10 protein-coding genes are annotated in these 16,194 nt (G+C 38.1%); all 10 read right to left on the bottom strand.

Features of this window, described 5'->3' with window-relative positions; translation table 11 throughout:
- Positions 1-68: 68 nt before the first annotated feature.
- Positions 69-4,103, bottom strand: coding sequence for a hypothetical protein (locus Q0Q74_RS04895; RefSeq protein WP_294429094.1), 4,035 nt, complete (start codon positions 4,101-4,103; stop codon positions 69-71).
- A gap of 18 nt (positions 4,104-4,121) precedes the next feature.
- Entirely contained in the window at positions 4,122-7,493 is a 3,372-nt protein-coding gene (locus tag Q0Q74_RS04890; protein ID WP_294429092.1) for an InlB B-repeat-containing protein, read from the bottom strand.
- Between the two features lie 11 nt (positions 7,494-7,504).
- Positions 7,505-8,407, bottom strand: coding sequence for an InlB B-repeat-containing protein (locus Q0Q74_RS04885; RefSeq protein WP_294429090.1), 903 nt, complete (start codon positions 8,405-8,407; stop codon positions 7,505-7,507).
- 3 nt (positions 8,408-8,410) lie between these two features.
- A complete protein-coding gene (locus Q0Q74_RS04880; protein WP_294429089.1) occupies positions 8,411-9,805 on the bottom strand; it encodes an OmpA family protein in 1,395 nt (464 codons plus the stop codon).
- Positions 9,806-10,066: 261 nt separating this feature from the next.
- A complete protein-coding gene (locus Q0Q74_RS04875; RefSeq protein ID WP_294429087.1) occupies positions 10,067-11,215 on the bottom strand; it encodes an RNA-binding domain-containing protein in 1,149 nt (382 codons plus the stop codon).
- The gene (locus Q0Q74_RS04870; protein ID WP_294429085.1) at positions 11,203-13,854 is read right to left on the bottom strand and encodes a TrlF family AAA-like ATPase; all 2,652 of its coding nucleotides are present in this window, start codon (positions 13,852-13,854) and stop codon (positions 11,203-11,205) included. Before Q0Q74_RS04870 ends, Q0Q74_RS04875 begins: the two co-directional genes overlap by 13 nt.
- Positions 13,855-13,938: 84 nt before the next feature.
- Positions 13,939-14,088: a hypothetical protein gene (locus Q0Q74_RS04865; protein ID WP_294429083.1), complete on the bottom strand. Its 150-nt coding sequence runs from the start codon at positions 14,086-14,088 to the stop codon at positions 13,939-13,941.
- A 113-nt stretch (positions 14,089-14,201) separates the two neighbouring features.
- Entirely contained in the window at positions 14,202-14,711 is a 510-nt protein-coding gene (locus tag Q0Q74_RS04860) for a hypothetical protein (protein ID WP_294429081.1), read from the bottom strand.
- Positions 14,712-14,721: 10 nt separating this feature from the next.
- The gene (gene dcm, locus Q0Q74_RS04855) at positions 14,722-15,978 is read right to left on the bottom strand and encodes a DNA (cytosine-5-)-methyltransferase (protein ID WP_294429079.1); all 1,257 of its coding nucleotides are present in this window, start codon (positions 15,976-15,978) and stop codon (positions 14,722-14,724) included.
- On the bottom strand, positions 15,972-16,194 hold a 223-nt coding region (locus Q0Q74_RS04850; protein WP_294429077.1), incomplete at its 5' end, for a PD-(D/E)XK motif protein. The genes dcm and Q0Q74_RS04850, both read right to left, overlap by 7 nt.

Genomic DNA, 16,194 nt, shown 5'->3' with positions numbered 1-16,194 from the left:
CTAATGAGTCACGGATTCGTGAAACTGCCACACGGATTCGAGCCTGCTAACGCAGACTCTGGGCTGGGCTAGTCGGATTGGACATTTGTTAAAACACTGTCTACTGAAACAACTCCTTGTACACCAGCCTTATCTCCTTCATCGCCTTCATCTTCCGTTTCGTCTTTATCTCTCATATTTCCAACTACATATCCGCTTCTAATGATTAGCGAGCCCATACTATAAATTCCTCCACCACCAATTCTAGATTTATTACAGTAAATGCCAGCATAATCATCTTGCACAGCACTAGTTGAAATTATTAAAGTACCTGAATTATAAATACCACCACCATAAGTTTTACTATAGTTAGAATATGAAACAGTATTAACAAGTGAAGCATCACCTATAAGAGCTTTATCAGATATTGTCATTGTAGCTCCCTCAGCAATATTTACACCACCTCCAGCTTTCGCCCAGTTTCTATAAATACTTCCTCCAGACATAACAAATGTACCAGCATTATATACTCCGCCACCATCTGCAGTAGCCCTATTAAAGGCCAGATTTCCAGAATTCATTGTAACAACACCGCTCGAAGAGTTATATATTCCAGCACCACTCTTTGTATTTGCAGAAAGATTATAATAAACCCCAGTAAGTAATATTTCTGCTTGTATTTCAGAACTGTATCCAAGATACAATTTACCAGAATTATAAATACCACCACCATCTTTAGCTATATTTGAGTAGTAATCAGATGTGGAAGTAGCATAATCATTAGCATTACTGTCACCAACGACCGCAGTTCCATACATAAACATACTTCCAGTGTTGTATACACCACCACCGTTTGTATTAGCTGAATTGCTCTTTATTACACCGGCACTCATTGTGAATGTTGCACTTGCACCGCCTGTGTATACACCGCCACCGTTTGCGGCGGTATTGTTTGAAATTACAGGGGTTTGGCCGCCGTCAATGCACATCACAAATGTTCCTTCATTGTAAACAGCGCCACCGTTTCCGCTTGTGGCATTGTTGTGTTCAAGCACGCTGTTTCCTTTGAGTGTCAAAGTTGCAAGCGAGGCATTGTAAATACCTGCACCATCGCCACTTACAGAATTGTAGCTTACAGAGCATGGAGCAGAACTTGTGCCTGTAAGGGTAAGAGTTCCGGCATTATATACAGCGCCACCATTCAAAGCAGTATTTCCATGTTCAGATTCACCAACATTACAAGAAGCAAGGTTAAGCTTTCCTTCTGTGTAGACAGCACCACCCAAGCCGTTAGCCGCTGAGTTTTCTGTCATCGTAACGCCTGTAATGTTAGACTCATCGGAAGAATTTCCAATATAGATTGCACCGCCCTTTCCGTCAGCAGTAGCAGTCAGGCTGTTTCCGCTGAATGTACTGCCAGCAATCGTTACAACACCACCTGCATAAATACCACCACCTGCAGTCAATGCTGTATTATTACTAATCATGCTTTCGTTTGGAACAGTAACTGCTCCAGCACTGTATATCGCACCACCAGAACCATTTTCGGCTTTATTTCCGCTCATGGTAATGAGTGCACTTGACTCAAATGAAATTTCACTGTAAACCGCACCACCAGAGCCACCTGTTGCAGTATTTGAAGTAAATGAACCAGTTTTAATTGTTACAGCTCCAACAGCATATACTGCACCGCCAGAAGCGCTTGCTGTATTTGACTCTGCAATTATGCTTTCACTAACAGTAACCGTGCTGCCGCCGTAAATTGCACCACCAGAGCAGTTTGTTGCCAGTGCCTTATTGTTCGTAAATGTTCCCTGAACAATCGAGACTGCACCGTCTGCATAAACAGCACCACCAGAGCCTGCTGTTGCCTCATTGTTCGTAAATGTTGCAGTACCAATGGTAAGGGCATTTCCGCTGTAAATCGCACCACCTGAACCGGCTGCAATATTCTGGTCAAATGTTCCCGAAACAGTCAAAGTTCCGTTATTCCAGATAGCGCCACCGGCCCCAGTTGTGGCTGTGTTAGCACTTATTGTTCCAGCCGTAATAGTACAGATACCAGGGGCAGTTCCCGAGCCAACAGTATTGTAGACACCAGCACCCGCAGGAGCTTCATTATTATTGATAGAACCACTAGCCATGTACATGCGGCCTTGATTGTAAATACCACCACCGACTGTTGTACTTGAGTTATAAGAAATACTTCCTGTAAATGCGTCTTGATTAGAAATCGGATTCTCATCATCTATAGAAGTAACATTATATCCGATATAAAGCCTACCAGTTGAATCATTGTATATACCGCCACCAGATATTACCGCAGTATTACCGTTATCTTCACCGCCAATTACAGTTTTTTCACAGATATAAAGTGTGCCCTGATTGAATACAGCACCACCATTTCCCAAAGTTGTGTTTTTGGTAAGCACACAGTTGTTTAAGGTCAATGTTCCCGCATTCAAGATAGCACCGCCACTCTTAACGATTGTATCTCCATCTGCGTTTGTTTTGTTTTCAGTAAGCGTTACATTATCAAGATAGACCCATGCTTTGGTTCCAACATTTAAGCCAGCACCCTCAACTCCAGAACCGCCTTTAAGAGTTAAATCTTGTACCATAACAGGAATTTCCACATCAGGAACAGAAAGTGCCGACTTGCCAGAACTTCCAAGCAAAGAATCAGTAATATCGTTGTTTTTATCTTTGTTGTAGCTTTTAATTGTAAGTTCGGTAACATTATTTCCCAAAGAGTCAGAAAAAATAACCGTACCACTGACAGCACCGTCAATATAGATTTCCCATTTATTTCCTGCAGTTGCCTTACTCTTTATATAAGTCAAAGCTGTTCCAAGAGTCTTAAGCGGAAGAGTCTCTGAAGAAACATAAATATCTGAATTATCCAAATAGTAACTATCATTTCCCTTTATTTCAGACACATACACAGCAAGGTCGCCCCACTTTGCATAGTAAACCTGTATTCCTTTCGTATATGCCGTTGAACTTCCAGTATCATCTGTTGGTCTGAATGAAGAAATTTTTCCTGTATATATTTTGTTTGTACTGTCATAAGATTTCCACCAACCTGCAAAACTTTTATCAGCCATTTGAATATCATCTTTTCCAGGTAAAGTCACAAGTGCTTTTGAAGCAGGATTATAAGACAAAGGCGGAGTATATCCATCTTTCCAATAAGTAAAATCTTCTACAGTTCCGTCATCTTTTACATTCTTATAAACAATCGTATATCTCTGCTTGAGTTCTTTGAGTTCTTTGACTTCTTCTGTTGATTTGCTCAATGTGCCTGGCTCTACCGTGACACCTGTGCTGTAGTAGCTTTTGATTTCCTCTGCATCTCCATATTCAAGAGTGAATGTAAATGTCAGAAGATATGAACCTTTCGGTACAGAGTCGTTTTCATAGCTAACAGTATACTTTCCCTTACTTGCAGCAGGGGTAAGTTCCGGGTCTTTTTGTGTGACAATTCCTTCAGCAAGAGCAGTTCCGTTTGTATTAGACAAAACAGCTTTTACATCAGTGATTGTACTTACAGTCTCCTCACCAAGATCGCAGTTAAGAGTGACGCTTACGCTTCCTGTTCCGCTTTCGGCAGCAACCATTTGAAAAACAACAGAATTTGCACCATCAGATATGGTTACATCCTTTTCACCTGTAAGCACAAGGTCTGTCTCATTGTACTCACCAGAATATGTGTATTCTCCATAATGTTCGCTTTCATTATCCTCATTTTTTGCCTGATAAAGTGTAGGATTTTTGTAAGCATAAAGGTTAAAAATCCACTCACCAGCATCAAGGTTAAAATTTGCCGCTTTAAGCTCGTTAATTGAAGGATATTTTATTCCAGAAGTCAAATCTTCTGGAGCAGTAATGCCCTCGCCCTCTGGTGCGACAGCCCTTAAGACAAATGAAAGGCTCGATGTGTCAACTGATGTTGGAAGGACAGTGCGCTCGTCTTTTTCAAGTGAAAAAGTGACAGTTCCTCGCACAGGATTTTTATTGCCAGAATCAGCACCTTCAAAGATTTCCATGTTGTCACAGGAGAAGAAAAGTGGCGCCATCATACAAAGAAGTGCAAGACGGCAGTATGATTTAATTGTTTTCATCGTCATTATATCTCCCTCCTATTTCGCCAATTGTACATAAGTGGTAGCTGTATATATGTGACCAGCATCATCAGTAACCATGAGCATGACATTGTAATTGTCCGCAACAAGACTTGAGCAATCCCATGTATAAGAGCGCGTATCTGCTCCTTCAACAGGAGTTCCACCGGTAAATGCTACAGGCTGACCGTCAACAAACCAGGCGTAGCTTTGATAGCCAGCTGCAACTGTAAATGTAACGGAAGAGCCTGTATTTGCTGTTACAGAAAGCTCCAAATCTTTATCACTGTACTCTGGAGGCTCAACAGTAATGCTTTCACCAGAAAGTTCATTTGCTTTCCATACGGCATACAAAGTTACATCACTGTCAGCCATGATAAAGGTTTTCTCTCCAGATTCAGTATCAGAATAATCAGGCACTGTCGCAGTTTTGCTTAATGCCCAGCCCAGGAATGTATAGCCGCTTCTTACCCCAACATCACTCATTCCGTCAAAGTTAACCTCAACTTCTTTTTCAAAACGATAGAGAGTGTTGTCAACAGGAACTGCTATTGTAGAGCCTGCAACATTTGCGTCATAAGTGACTGTATGCGTGTTTCTATCATAGTAAATGTTTATTACCTGACTTCCATCTGACAAAATTCTGTATTCCTTAGTATCATTTTTTGCAGTGAAGCCTTCATAATTCTCTAATTCAACTATGATAATATCTGCCGTGGTACCACGCAAAGGAACGATTTTAGGCCGCATATAGTTATTAGAATCCAGTTCCTGCTTATAGTGGCAGACATTATATACGGTATCCCTTCTTGGATTCCATTTTGCTTTGAGAATTACATCTTCGTCGCCCATTGTGAAAGCCTGTGTTCCGCTGCTTTGATATACAGTTTCATTGTCATCATCAGCAACAACCCAGCTGTCAAAAGTATATCCTGTTCTCTCAGCATCAAAACAGATGTTTACTCTAGCTCCATAGCGGACACTGATTGTCTCAGGAATCGTTATTGTTTCGCCCTCGCTCATTTCACTTTCTTCAACAGCCCTATCATAGCTTACGGTATGAACATTTCGGTCATAATAAATGTTCACAACCGTCGTACCATCATTAAAAATCGTTGTTTGTTCAATTTTTTCATCGCGTACGCCGTTTGTAACCGTAAAGGCAGTGAAACCAGGATAACCTTTTGAAGTTGCCGCTGTAAAACTTCCAGCCTTACCCGTTAAGTCATCAGTATAAACCTTAACATAATTATTGTTATCATACTCACCGTCAATTGCATCCAATTTCTGCTGCCAGTGATTTACTGTGTAAGGTACAATCTGATTTTCCCAGACAGCATACAAAACTATATCTTCAGTAAGAGAAAGTTCCTTCTTATCTTCGTAAACAACTTTATCGCTTTCAGGAGATTCTGCCCAGCCGATAAAATTGTAATTTGAACGCTTGAAGTTACATTCTGCAAAAGAATTGAGAGGAGCAGTCTCACCTTCAATAAACTTCTGCACTACATCTTCTTGTGAACTTCCTTCGTAGTTTGCATTGAATGTCACCGTATAGACTTTTTTCCAGACAGCATACAGCACAGTATTTTTTGTAAACTGAGAGTCTTGCCCGTCTGTATAATACTCAGTTCCAGATCCATCAGGCTCTGAATTCCATTCAACAAAGACATATCCTTCCTTAGAGAATGGATTTATGTCCAGTTTTTTAGTAGTATTTGCTGCAAAATTCTGTATCGTTTCAGTAATTTCTTCGGAATCCTGCATAAAGCTGCCACCGTTTCCATTAAATGTTACCGTGACATTATTTACTTTCCATATAGCATAAAGAGTCAAATCAGAATCTGAATCTGCAAAAACGAGTGATTTTTCTGCAGAATACTCAGGCAAAGTCACTTCTGAATCTTTATCAGTATTCCAGCCCGCAAAACTCATTCCTGTGTATTCAAATCGGTTTTCATAAAGTTTAGCTGACACAGTTGAAATGAATTCCTGAGAATATTCGCTTTCATTAGTTTCAGGTATTTTGCCACCGTTTCCATTGAAGGTAACGGTATGATTTTTGCCCCAGACAGCATACAAAACAGTGTCTTTTGAAATTGAAAGGAAATGACCGTCAGGATAAGAAATACCTGTACCGTCAGGTTTTGTATTCCATTTTACAAAGCCATAGCCATCTTTTACGAAATGATTACTATGAAGAGTCTGAGGAACATCTTTTGCAAAAGACTGCTCTACTTCTTCAACACCTGCAGCAGTTTTGCCACCGTTGCCATTAAAAGTAAGAGTAAAATCAGTCTGTACCCATTGTGCCGTAAGAACTACATTGTGGTTCGGCATTTTGAATGTAAAAGGACTTCCGTCAGAAGATGCTGTAATAATAGTAGATTCTTTAATCCAGCCACTGAAAACATAGCCTGTACGCGTAAGCTCAAATGTTTTTATGATTACAGAATCTCCGGCTTCATAAAGTGATTCATCAACTACTTTTTCAGGACTTACTTCATCGCCCTCAGCAGCAAGATTATATGTAACTGTATAAAATGACCTTACATTGGTATTTGATTCACTATCGCTAACATCATAGCTTTCATTGCTCGTATTTCCAGGAGCGATGACGGCAAGTGAACGGAATGTCCTAGTTTCAGCATTTTCGCCGCTTCCGTATGTAAGAGCCCAGCGGAGCATATAGCAGCCTTTCTTAATGTTTTTGATTGAATAAGCTGCATAATACAAAGTTTCGCTTTCTTCCTGTTCATGAATAAGCTCTTCAGCAGTCCAGCTTTGTGTAATCGAGCCGTCAGTTTCTGCATTCCAGACAGAGCCTAATTCTTCTGCGGTAACATCTTCACCATCGATATGACAGAGAGTTGCAGAAGCCGCCGTAACATTAGAAGCGACCTTCAACTCCATATTGAATTCACCGTATCCAGATTCAGGTTCATGCATCTTAAAGGTGATTGTGTTTGCACCAGATTTAATTTCTGCACTTGTGGAACCGCTTGAAAGAAGCAGAACAGACATTTTTGCATCATTGTAAGCGTTCAGCGTGAATTTCCATGTTCCGGCAGTAAGAAGAAACCTTGCCGTCCGAATGGAAGCATAGTTCCACTCACCGCTTTCAGGATAATGCTTGCTATCAACTCCCTCAAAAGCAGGTTCAACATCAAGAGTGTAATACAGCTTTTCGAGGTCAAGTTTTTGCGGCAGAGCAGTTCTCGCGACAGAACTTCCCGCATCCTTCATTGCAAAATTGACTTCACAGAGGGCAGAATCAGATTCCTGCTGATTTTTTTGGTCGCTTAACACATCCGTACAGGCAAAACACAAAAAAGCGGCGAGAAAAATCAAAATGCTTCTATATAAATGTGATAATTGTGAAAACTTCATAGCCACCTCACTTACTTATGGACAACTACAATCATACTCGAAGCCCTGTAAGAATCAGAGCCGTCAGATGCCACGAGCGTTACATAATATGTACCCGCTTTTTCTTCACTTGTATTCCAGACAAAAATCTTGTCAGTTGATTTTTTATCCTGACTGTTGCTTATCCACCAGCTGCAGCTTTCATACTCCTGTTTTGGGGTAAAGGTTAAGACCTCACCCTTTTCGCCACTGATTTTACAGCTGAAAAGTTCAATATCGCTGTAACTGTCATCCCAAATGATGTCGATTCCGCTTCCGTCAATGCTGTTTTCAAGCCACTGGGCACGGAGAACAACATGTGAAGTAACAATAAAATACTTTACTTCATCAGAACTTTTATAAAGAACATTGTTTGCACCATCAAACCATCCGATGAATGTATAGCCATCAAGCGATGGCACAGTCTCGAAATCAACAGTAACACTTGAACCATAAGCATATGTTTTAGTAGCAGGAACCGTAAGAGGTTCTGTACTCGCATCAGGAAGACTTTCCACCCCATCAGCATAGGTTACTGTCAAGAAAATCTGCTCCCAAACCGCATAAAGAGTCATGTCAGCCGAAACCTGCATTTTCGCTCTGTCTGCATATTTTGCAGTTTCTGAATCCTGCACAAGTGACCAGCCCTTGAAATTATATCCTTCACGCTTAAAGAGATTATCATCAAGAGCAACTTCAACACCGTAATAAAAGCCCTGAGTATATTCCAGCACAGGATTTCCGTCTTTTGTATAGCTTCCGCCGTTTCCAACAAAGGTTACGGTAAAACTAGTCGGAACTTCATCATCGTCATACAAGTCCATACAACCCGTAATCAGAAATAAAGATGCACAGACAAAACATGAAATAAACCGGGAGATTTTAAAATGCTTCATATTCTACCTCCCTTTCCTAGACATGTGGAATTCAACACGCCTGTTCTTCCACCAGTCTTCTTTTTTGGTTGAAACCATTGCTTCAGAACCGCGTCCAACAGCCGTAATGCGCTCACCGTCAATTCCGCGTGCAATAAGCTCTCGCTTGACAGTTTCGGCACGAGCCTGAGAAAGAGGCAGAAGCTCTTTTATATGTTCGCGTTCCGTACCAGAAACATTGTTTGCATGACCTTCAATGGTAACATCATAATCACTATAGCGCTTGAGGATTTCAGCGACAGCATCAAACAGTTCATGGTTACGCTGAGCCTGCTCCGCGCTAATGTTGTCAAATTCAGCAGAATTCGGCCCGAACTGAATTGAAGAAAGAGAGAATGAAAGAATACCGTCATTTTCTTTAATCATAATGCCGGTAGAGATAAGACCAGGAATAAAGCCGTCAGCATTGTCCTTTGCCTTGATGTACCAAACATATTGATACAGACAACCGCTTTCAACCGGATCGCCCTTAATGCTTTCTCCAGTCCATGTAAAGCCTGCTGGAACTTCGCCCTTGCCTTTCTGAGACCAGAAGAGATTGTTTCCAGGATCATATACACGGAGTTCCCAAGTTGCGACTCCACCGTGTTCATCAGCATCGCTCGAAACATCAAACACAACAATGTCGTCAACCCCATCACCATCAGGACTGAAGGTTTTTGAACGAGTCGGAGCCTTAACAACAAGCGAACCGCCGCTCAAACCAGCAAGCCATTCATCATAATCAACCGGTGGCGGCGGCGTATAAGTCAGACGGAATCCCAGCGAAAGATTTCCCGAAAGAACCGGCCCGTCATCTTCAAGCCGCACCGTTTCCTTGTATCCCAGAACAGGAATTAAAGAAAAGGTTTCACTATGAATAAGATTGATAAAATCAGCAAAAAGGCCGCCCTCAAAGGCAATCGAAGTACCTTTTGAAGTTTCCTTCAGCCCGATTAATTTTTTGCTTTCTGAGCGATAGCCCTCCGACTCGTACAAATCCAGTAAAACCGAAACATTTGGCCGCAAACCAAGCCAGTACGGCATAAAAGAAATCACCGTTTTATCGAAAGTATAGCCGGCTTCGACACCGAATTTTGTTTCTTGCATAGTTTTTACAAGCGAGCCCTCATCATCAACCTGTGAACGCCCAGCCGTAAGCCCAAGAGAGAAATTTTGGATATACAACCCCGCTTCAGCATCAAGCCCCCAGCCTAAACCAAAAGTCTTATCCAGACCGCAAATTCCCGGCAGTGTAAAATCCCCATGAAGACCAGCAAAAAACGAATGCCCACCCCCCGAAGACTCAGAAAAAAGCGGAAGCTTGAAAATTGGCAATATTACAAAAGCAGTAATAAATATAATGATTCTTTGCTTCATAAAGATAATTTTAATACCAAAACACCAAAAATCAAGGAAAATATCAAAAGAAAAGCGGAGGGGTAATGTAATTTTAAGATATCATAGGGCGCATCGGCTTCGCCGCCGGGTCTTTCAGGGCTACGGCTATTCGCCTCCGACCGCCTGCGGCGTTCCGCTTCGCGGCCCTTACACCCCCTTGCGCATCAGCAAGGTCTTCAGCACGCAACACCCTGATAGATTGTCGTGACAGGGGTACGATAATTAAAAAATTCGATATGCTTATTCATTCCAAATTGTTACTTTAAAAAGATTGCCATCTCTATCATCAATAAAATCTATATGAGAGTGTAATTTTATTGCTCTACGAATTCCAGTTCCAATCCCGCTATATGGCAATAAAGTTGAAGCAAACGAGGCTATAATTGGATTTCTGCATACAGAATTTCCCGATTTTATATTTTCAATAGTCAGATTATTTGGAAGGTGTCCAGGACTGATTATTTCGATTCTGTCTGAAAAAACAAAAAGCTTGATGGTCGCAGGAACAAAATAATCTCTATGAACAAGAGCATTTGCAACAAGTTCTTCTATTACTTGACGAGGAATAGTAGGCATTGAGTTTGAATTAAAATCTTGTTTTCCTTGCTGATGTTCACAATAATCTAATGCAAAAGAAACAGATTGCTGAAAAATATCACCTAGTTTTCCCTTTAATTCTCGCTTATCTTTATATTCAGAATCGGTTTCTTCCTTCCCTTTAAATGCAACAGCTTTCACAATAAGATGAGGTAGTTTATATGAAATATCCTTCCCGAACAAAACTGCTCCTGCAATATCCAAATAGCCATCATGAGAAAGGTTCATATTTTCGAGAACTTTTTCTAAAGGATTAGGCTGATTATCTAAGTCATATCCATATTGTCTGTAAAAAAAATCCTTAAAATATTCGAGGTCTATATCGGAAAAAGACAATCCTTTAACCTCTGTTTCATCAGCATGAATTAGGCCTTGTCGCTGAAATATTCTTTGTATTTCTTCTCGACTTGTAGCTTTGCGCTTATCGCTACCAGTTTTTACCCAAATGATACCGTCTTTATCCATATATGGTTTGCTTATACCGTCTGGAACAGTTATAACAACAATCAAACCACTTGGAAGCTGTATATTTTCTGTTTCAACATTTATTGATGGATTTATACACTGAGATGAAACATTTGAAACTAGCTGATTCAACTTTCTTACCTCTTCTGAAGTTAATCCAGCAATAGTACCATCGTCATTCACACCGACAAATAATTGCCCGCCAAGAGTATTGCTGAATGCAACAAGTTCTGACGCAAGTTTTTCAGGATTTGATATTTCTTTTTTAAACTGATGCTTTGAATCTTCTCCACGCGAAATAATATTAAGAACTTCTACAGCTTCCATGATTGATAAATCTCCTGTCTTTTTGAGAATGCCTCTTTACCGCCTTCCATTATACCAATTATCTGTTTTTGTGTTGAGCAACTGTCAATATTTCCTGACAAAATCGAAAGTTTGCTATCTGAAAAATCAAAAGAATGAACCATCTCCGCGTCACCAAGAACTGGAAAATTTGCGTTATGGGTTGCAAAGATACACTGAACATTTGGTTTGACTTTTTTTAATAATTTTATGACATCATTGTAGATTGTCTGGTTATCCAAGTCATCTTCTGGCTGGTCTATGACTATGACATCGCTTTCTTGACTGCTGAGGATAAACAAAATTAAAGCAGAAGCACGTTGACCTAATGAATGTTGTCGTAATTCTTTTCCACGATACAATATAGTTATTTTATCTGGAACTCGATAAGTCAATAAGGCTGAAAGTTGTGCTGAAAAAACAGGTTCAAAAGCAACCTTTATATTAGGATATTTTGAATAAAAATCTTTATCTCTATATATTGCGGAAAAATCAGTATACTCGTCGACAATTTCTTTATATAAATTTTCGCGAATTTTTGTTCCACGGAATGTATTTTTCATCAGGGCCAAAAAGGCATCTTTTTCCTCTTTAAATTCAGCCTTTATTGATAAACCTGTCTCTGTCGAGTTTATCTTGGTGAGTTCTGATTGAATGATTTTAAACTCCTCTCTGTGAAGCTCATTTAATACGGACAGTTCATTAAGCAATTCTGAATGCAACCTCGAACTCTCATCTTTCTGCAATTTCAGAGCTTCGATCATTTCTTTTGTTTGAATAATGCGTGTATTCAGATTCTTAAAATCATCGATATTGAGTGGAGTTTGTCCATTTTTTCTGATTTCTGTCTCTAATTCCCGCCGGATTTTTGCAAACTCTTCTTCTGCAACTTTTCGTTTGCTCATAAATTCATCAGACAAGTCGAAGAAAGCATTTATTTTATCAAAAATCTTCTGATAAACAGAATATAGGTCACATATCAAAGCATATAATTGAGTTAGATTATCCTTTATTGCAGAAAGATTCTCTTTATTGTATTGAGAGGAATATGTTAACAATTCATTTAATTTATTTTTCAGTTGTTCCATAGAGAATGAATTTTTGTCTTCAAAATCTGCAAACAATTCTGTTACAGAATATAACCAATGCTCATCTGCTGTAAATGCCGTTTGCTTTTTTAATTTTTCATCTATGCCAAAATCAGAAAATTTCTGCAAATTATATTCCGCATCTGCAAGTTTCTTTTTATTCTCTGCAAGAGCTTCTTCAACATTTGTTGTTTTTGAAAGAGAAAAAACAAGATTCTGAATTTTTTGTTTTTGGTTTTCAATTTTTATGTGAATATCAGAAAGTTTATTTCCGACAAGTTTTTCAACCAAATCATTGCCAAAACTCTCGCTGCTTGAAGAAAGTTCCTTTTGACCAAAATAAAGGGGTTTATGAACGACTGTCTCACAAATTGAAAGTCCGGGACGAATAGTTTCGTCTATATATACATCTGGTAAGCTTTTCATAATTCGAGAAACGATATATTCTTGTCCAAACCTATCAACTGCCTCAATGGTTATTTTACCACCACTTCCAATCATATAATTGACCAAATTTTCCTTATAATCTTTGTCAGAAGTATTAGCTTGCATTTTTATACCAAGACCATAACGCAAAGCCTCAAGTACAGAAGACTTTCCACTACCACGAATACCGATAAGAGTATTTAATTCTGGGGAAAATGAAATTTTTTTACCATCAAGGACTCCACCATCAAATGCAATGCTTTTGATATAGGAATGTTGTATTTTTTTAGGTGGCATTTTTTTTACACGCTCGGAATAATCCTGCAAAGCATATTTTACGGCGGAAAAAGACAATTCCCCTAGTTTTAACCAACATTCACCAGATTTAGCACCTATTTCAGATAGTGATTTACAGTCAGAACCTTCAACCTCTGCTAGATACCAACCATTAAGCCATCTTTTAAAGTTATCTCTCTTTTCTTCAGTACGAACTTTCTGCAATCCTAAAGTATGCGCTCGTAAAGATGCATAACAATCATTCGTCCATTCTTGCAATTTTCCACCTTTGCATTCATTAAAAAGCCCGCAAGATTGTTCGACATGCGCAAAAATGATAAAATAATCTTTATTAAAACCATTAAGGCTCTGAATAACATCTATAAGATTTTTATCAGTTTTCCCGTTTTCATTCTCATAGGCTTCAGGGATTTTCCCCGCAAAAACACTCGTTAAAAAAGGATTTATGAAGTCTTTTCCATCTGAAATCCATTCATCTGAAAAGGCAATCAAAACATGAACACCATTGGCACCTTCATTTACAGAGAGCTCTACTCCCGGAATTAAAAATATGTTTTCTTTTTTAGCTTTTTTTCGTAAACAGTCAAATTCATTTTTATCAAATTTGTTATGGTTTGTAATCATTCCAATATTTATATTTGCTGTCTTTAACGAGTTAACATAATCATTTGAAAAAGTGTTTTCTGGTGAATAACCATTTTTTCTATCTTCTTCTGATTGAGTATAACCGAATTCTTTGTCAGCCTTTGTGTGCAAGTGAAAATCTGCTTTTATCCATATAGAACCATTTTCAAACATAATATTATCCACTCCAAAACAATTATATTTTACACATAAAACATAATGTTTCCACGATTTATTTTTGATATTTTTTTCAAAACTTTTTTACCCATATTAAATCACCTTTGGTACATATTTTTCAATAAGATGGTTTTCTTTCAACTCAGCAAGCGCACGAGAAGCAAGTGTAAGTTGCTTGAAAATCGCAACAGATTCAAAATTGAACGAAAGTGGTAAATCTGGGATTTGATAAGATTTATTCAATAGCAGTGCCTTCTTGTATTAATTGATAAAGGGGAAAGTCTTCCCCTCGCTCCAACCGCCTACGGCGTTTTCCGCTACCCCTTCTGCGGGAACACCCCGCAACGCCCGGAGAATTAATATCCTAATAGCAAAATTCCTTTCATTGGAAGTTTAATTCGGTTTGAAATATACAATGTTTCTAAAAATGTATATACTTTTTCAAAGTCATTAGAACCACGATAAAGATTCTTCACCGCCAGAACTAAATACTCAACATTAAACATACAGCCAGCTTCAAATATATCTTTTAAGAATTGATTATTAACAACAGCTCTTCCTGCTTCAACCTCAATAACAATCCTACCATCTGAACTAAGAGCATCAGCATTAAAATACTTATCTGGTACATTATTTCTACCAAATAATACAGGTACATTTATCATTTCCGCTGCCGTTTTTCCTGTTTCAACTTGAAACCCAATCTTTGTAAGTTCTGGTTCAACAATTTTTAAAACATCATTAGAAACTAAGGTATCAAATACCGTTGAATCAATTAGAGTTGCCACATTTTCAAAGCAAGTAATTACTTTTTTTATTTCTGGTGTTATTGCAACAGATCTTGGAAATAATTGATAACTAATCATTTGAACCTTCCTACAAAATGCTTTCTTTTATATAAAGTATTTGCTTAAAGATTTCTTCTAGAACATCTACAACAATACTATTACCAGCTAATTTTACCATTCTTTCTGGTGACATGAAATCTTTTCTTATTGATAATGACGTATTTAATTTCTTTACCTTTGAAAAATCTTCCTCATCAAACCCCATAAGCATAAAGCATTCTCTTGGAGTCAAGAAGCGCCACTTTGCTTTTCCATCTCTATATAATTCCTCAGGTAAATCTATTGTTCCTGAATTTGGATTTCTATCCTGTTTTGTTGTAACACAATCTACTAACATATTTTTTGGTTTTCCATTGTTTAGTAAATGTGCATTTTTATTATAAATTACCTGACGTGACGGTGTATCATTTGGTGTACTTGCCAACGCTTCCTGAAGATAAATTTCATTTGAATAATCAATTTTTAGAATATCAGATAAGTTTCTTTTAGCCTTTCTATTCGGAATCTTAAATTCAAGATTATTCTCTATAAAAAACTTTTGAAGCTTTCTTTTTTTCTCCTCATCTGCCCCATATTGTACACTGATCATATATGCTCTTCTTCTTTTTTGAATCTTTCCAAAATCTCGAGCATCTAGAACGTATACTTGATTAATATATCCCAGGGATTCAAGCGATTTTTTCCAGTCATTAAAATCTGGTAAATGCTTTGGAGAAAGAATATTTGGGACATTCTCCATTAATAAGAAAGTTGGCAGTTTTTGTTTATTTTCATTCATTTCAAAGAGTATTCTTTCAACTTCCCATAGTAATCCAGAACGATTGTGTGCATTACGAGAAATACCAGATATTCCTCCAGTCCATGCACCACACAAAGATAAATCCTGACAAGGAAATGAATAAGTAAATAAATCTACCTCTGGAATTTCATTTCCTTTTACATCCATTATACTTACGAGATTATTACATTCTTTTATTGCAATATATAAATATTTTTTTACTTGCTCTGATAATTTGTTAAACATAGTTTCTGTAATTGGCTTTTTCCCATCAGAACTAAGTGAACACGATTTGAGGAAATTTGTAATTTCATTGGAAGTTACAGACTTATATTTTGAAAAGTCGATAGTATCTTTGTGAATTGCAAAATAGGCTAGTATTGCATTTATATCCCAATCTGCGGTATGAACAATTTCAAAATCTGCATTTATATTCTTAAGAGCTTTCGCTTGTGCTCCTATACCACTAAATGTTTCAATAACTTTAAACTTTTGAGATCTTACCATGATGTATAATTCTTAACTGCTCCTAGATCAACATTATAAACAATATGGGTAATACCATTTGGAATTACATCATTTTTAAATGATTCTGGCACAATTCTTGGAAAATCTTCTGTAACAGGATACATTCTCTTTTCAATTATACTAAATTTTTCGTTTCTAGAACTATTTCCATACGGAAGTCCTAAACATTTCAAATCATCTTCTAAATCCTTTTTG

The organism is uncultured Treponema sp. (assembly GCF_946187725.1).
In the GTDB taxonomy this organism is placed as follows: domain Bacteria; phylum Spirochaetota; class Spirochaetia; order Treponematales; family Treponemataceae; genus Treponema_D.
Note: the sequence above shows the minus strand (reverse complement) of the source record. Positions and strands in the feature narration are given on the sequence as shown.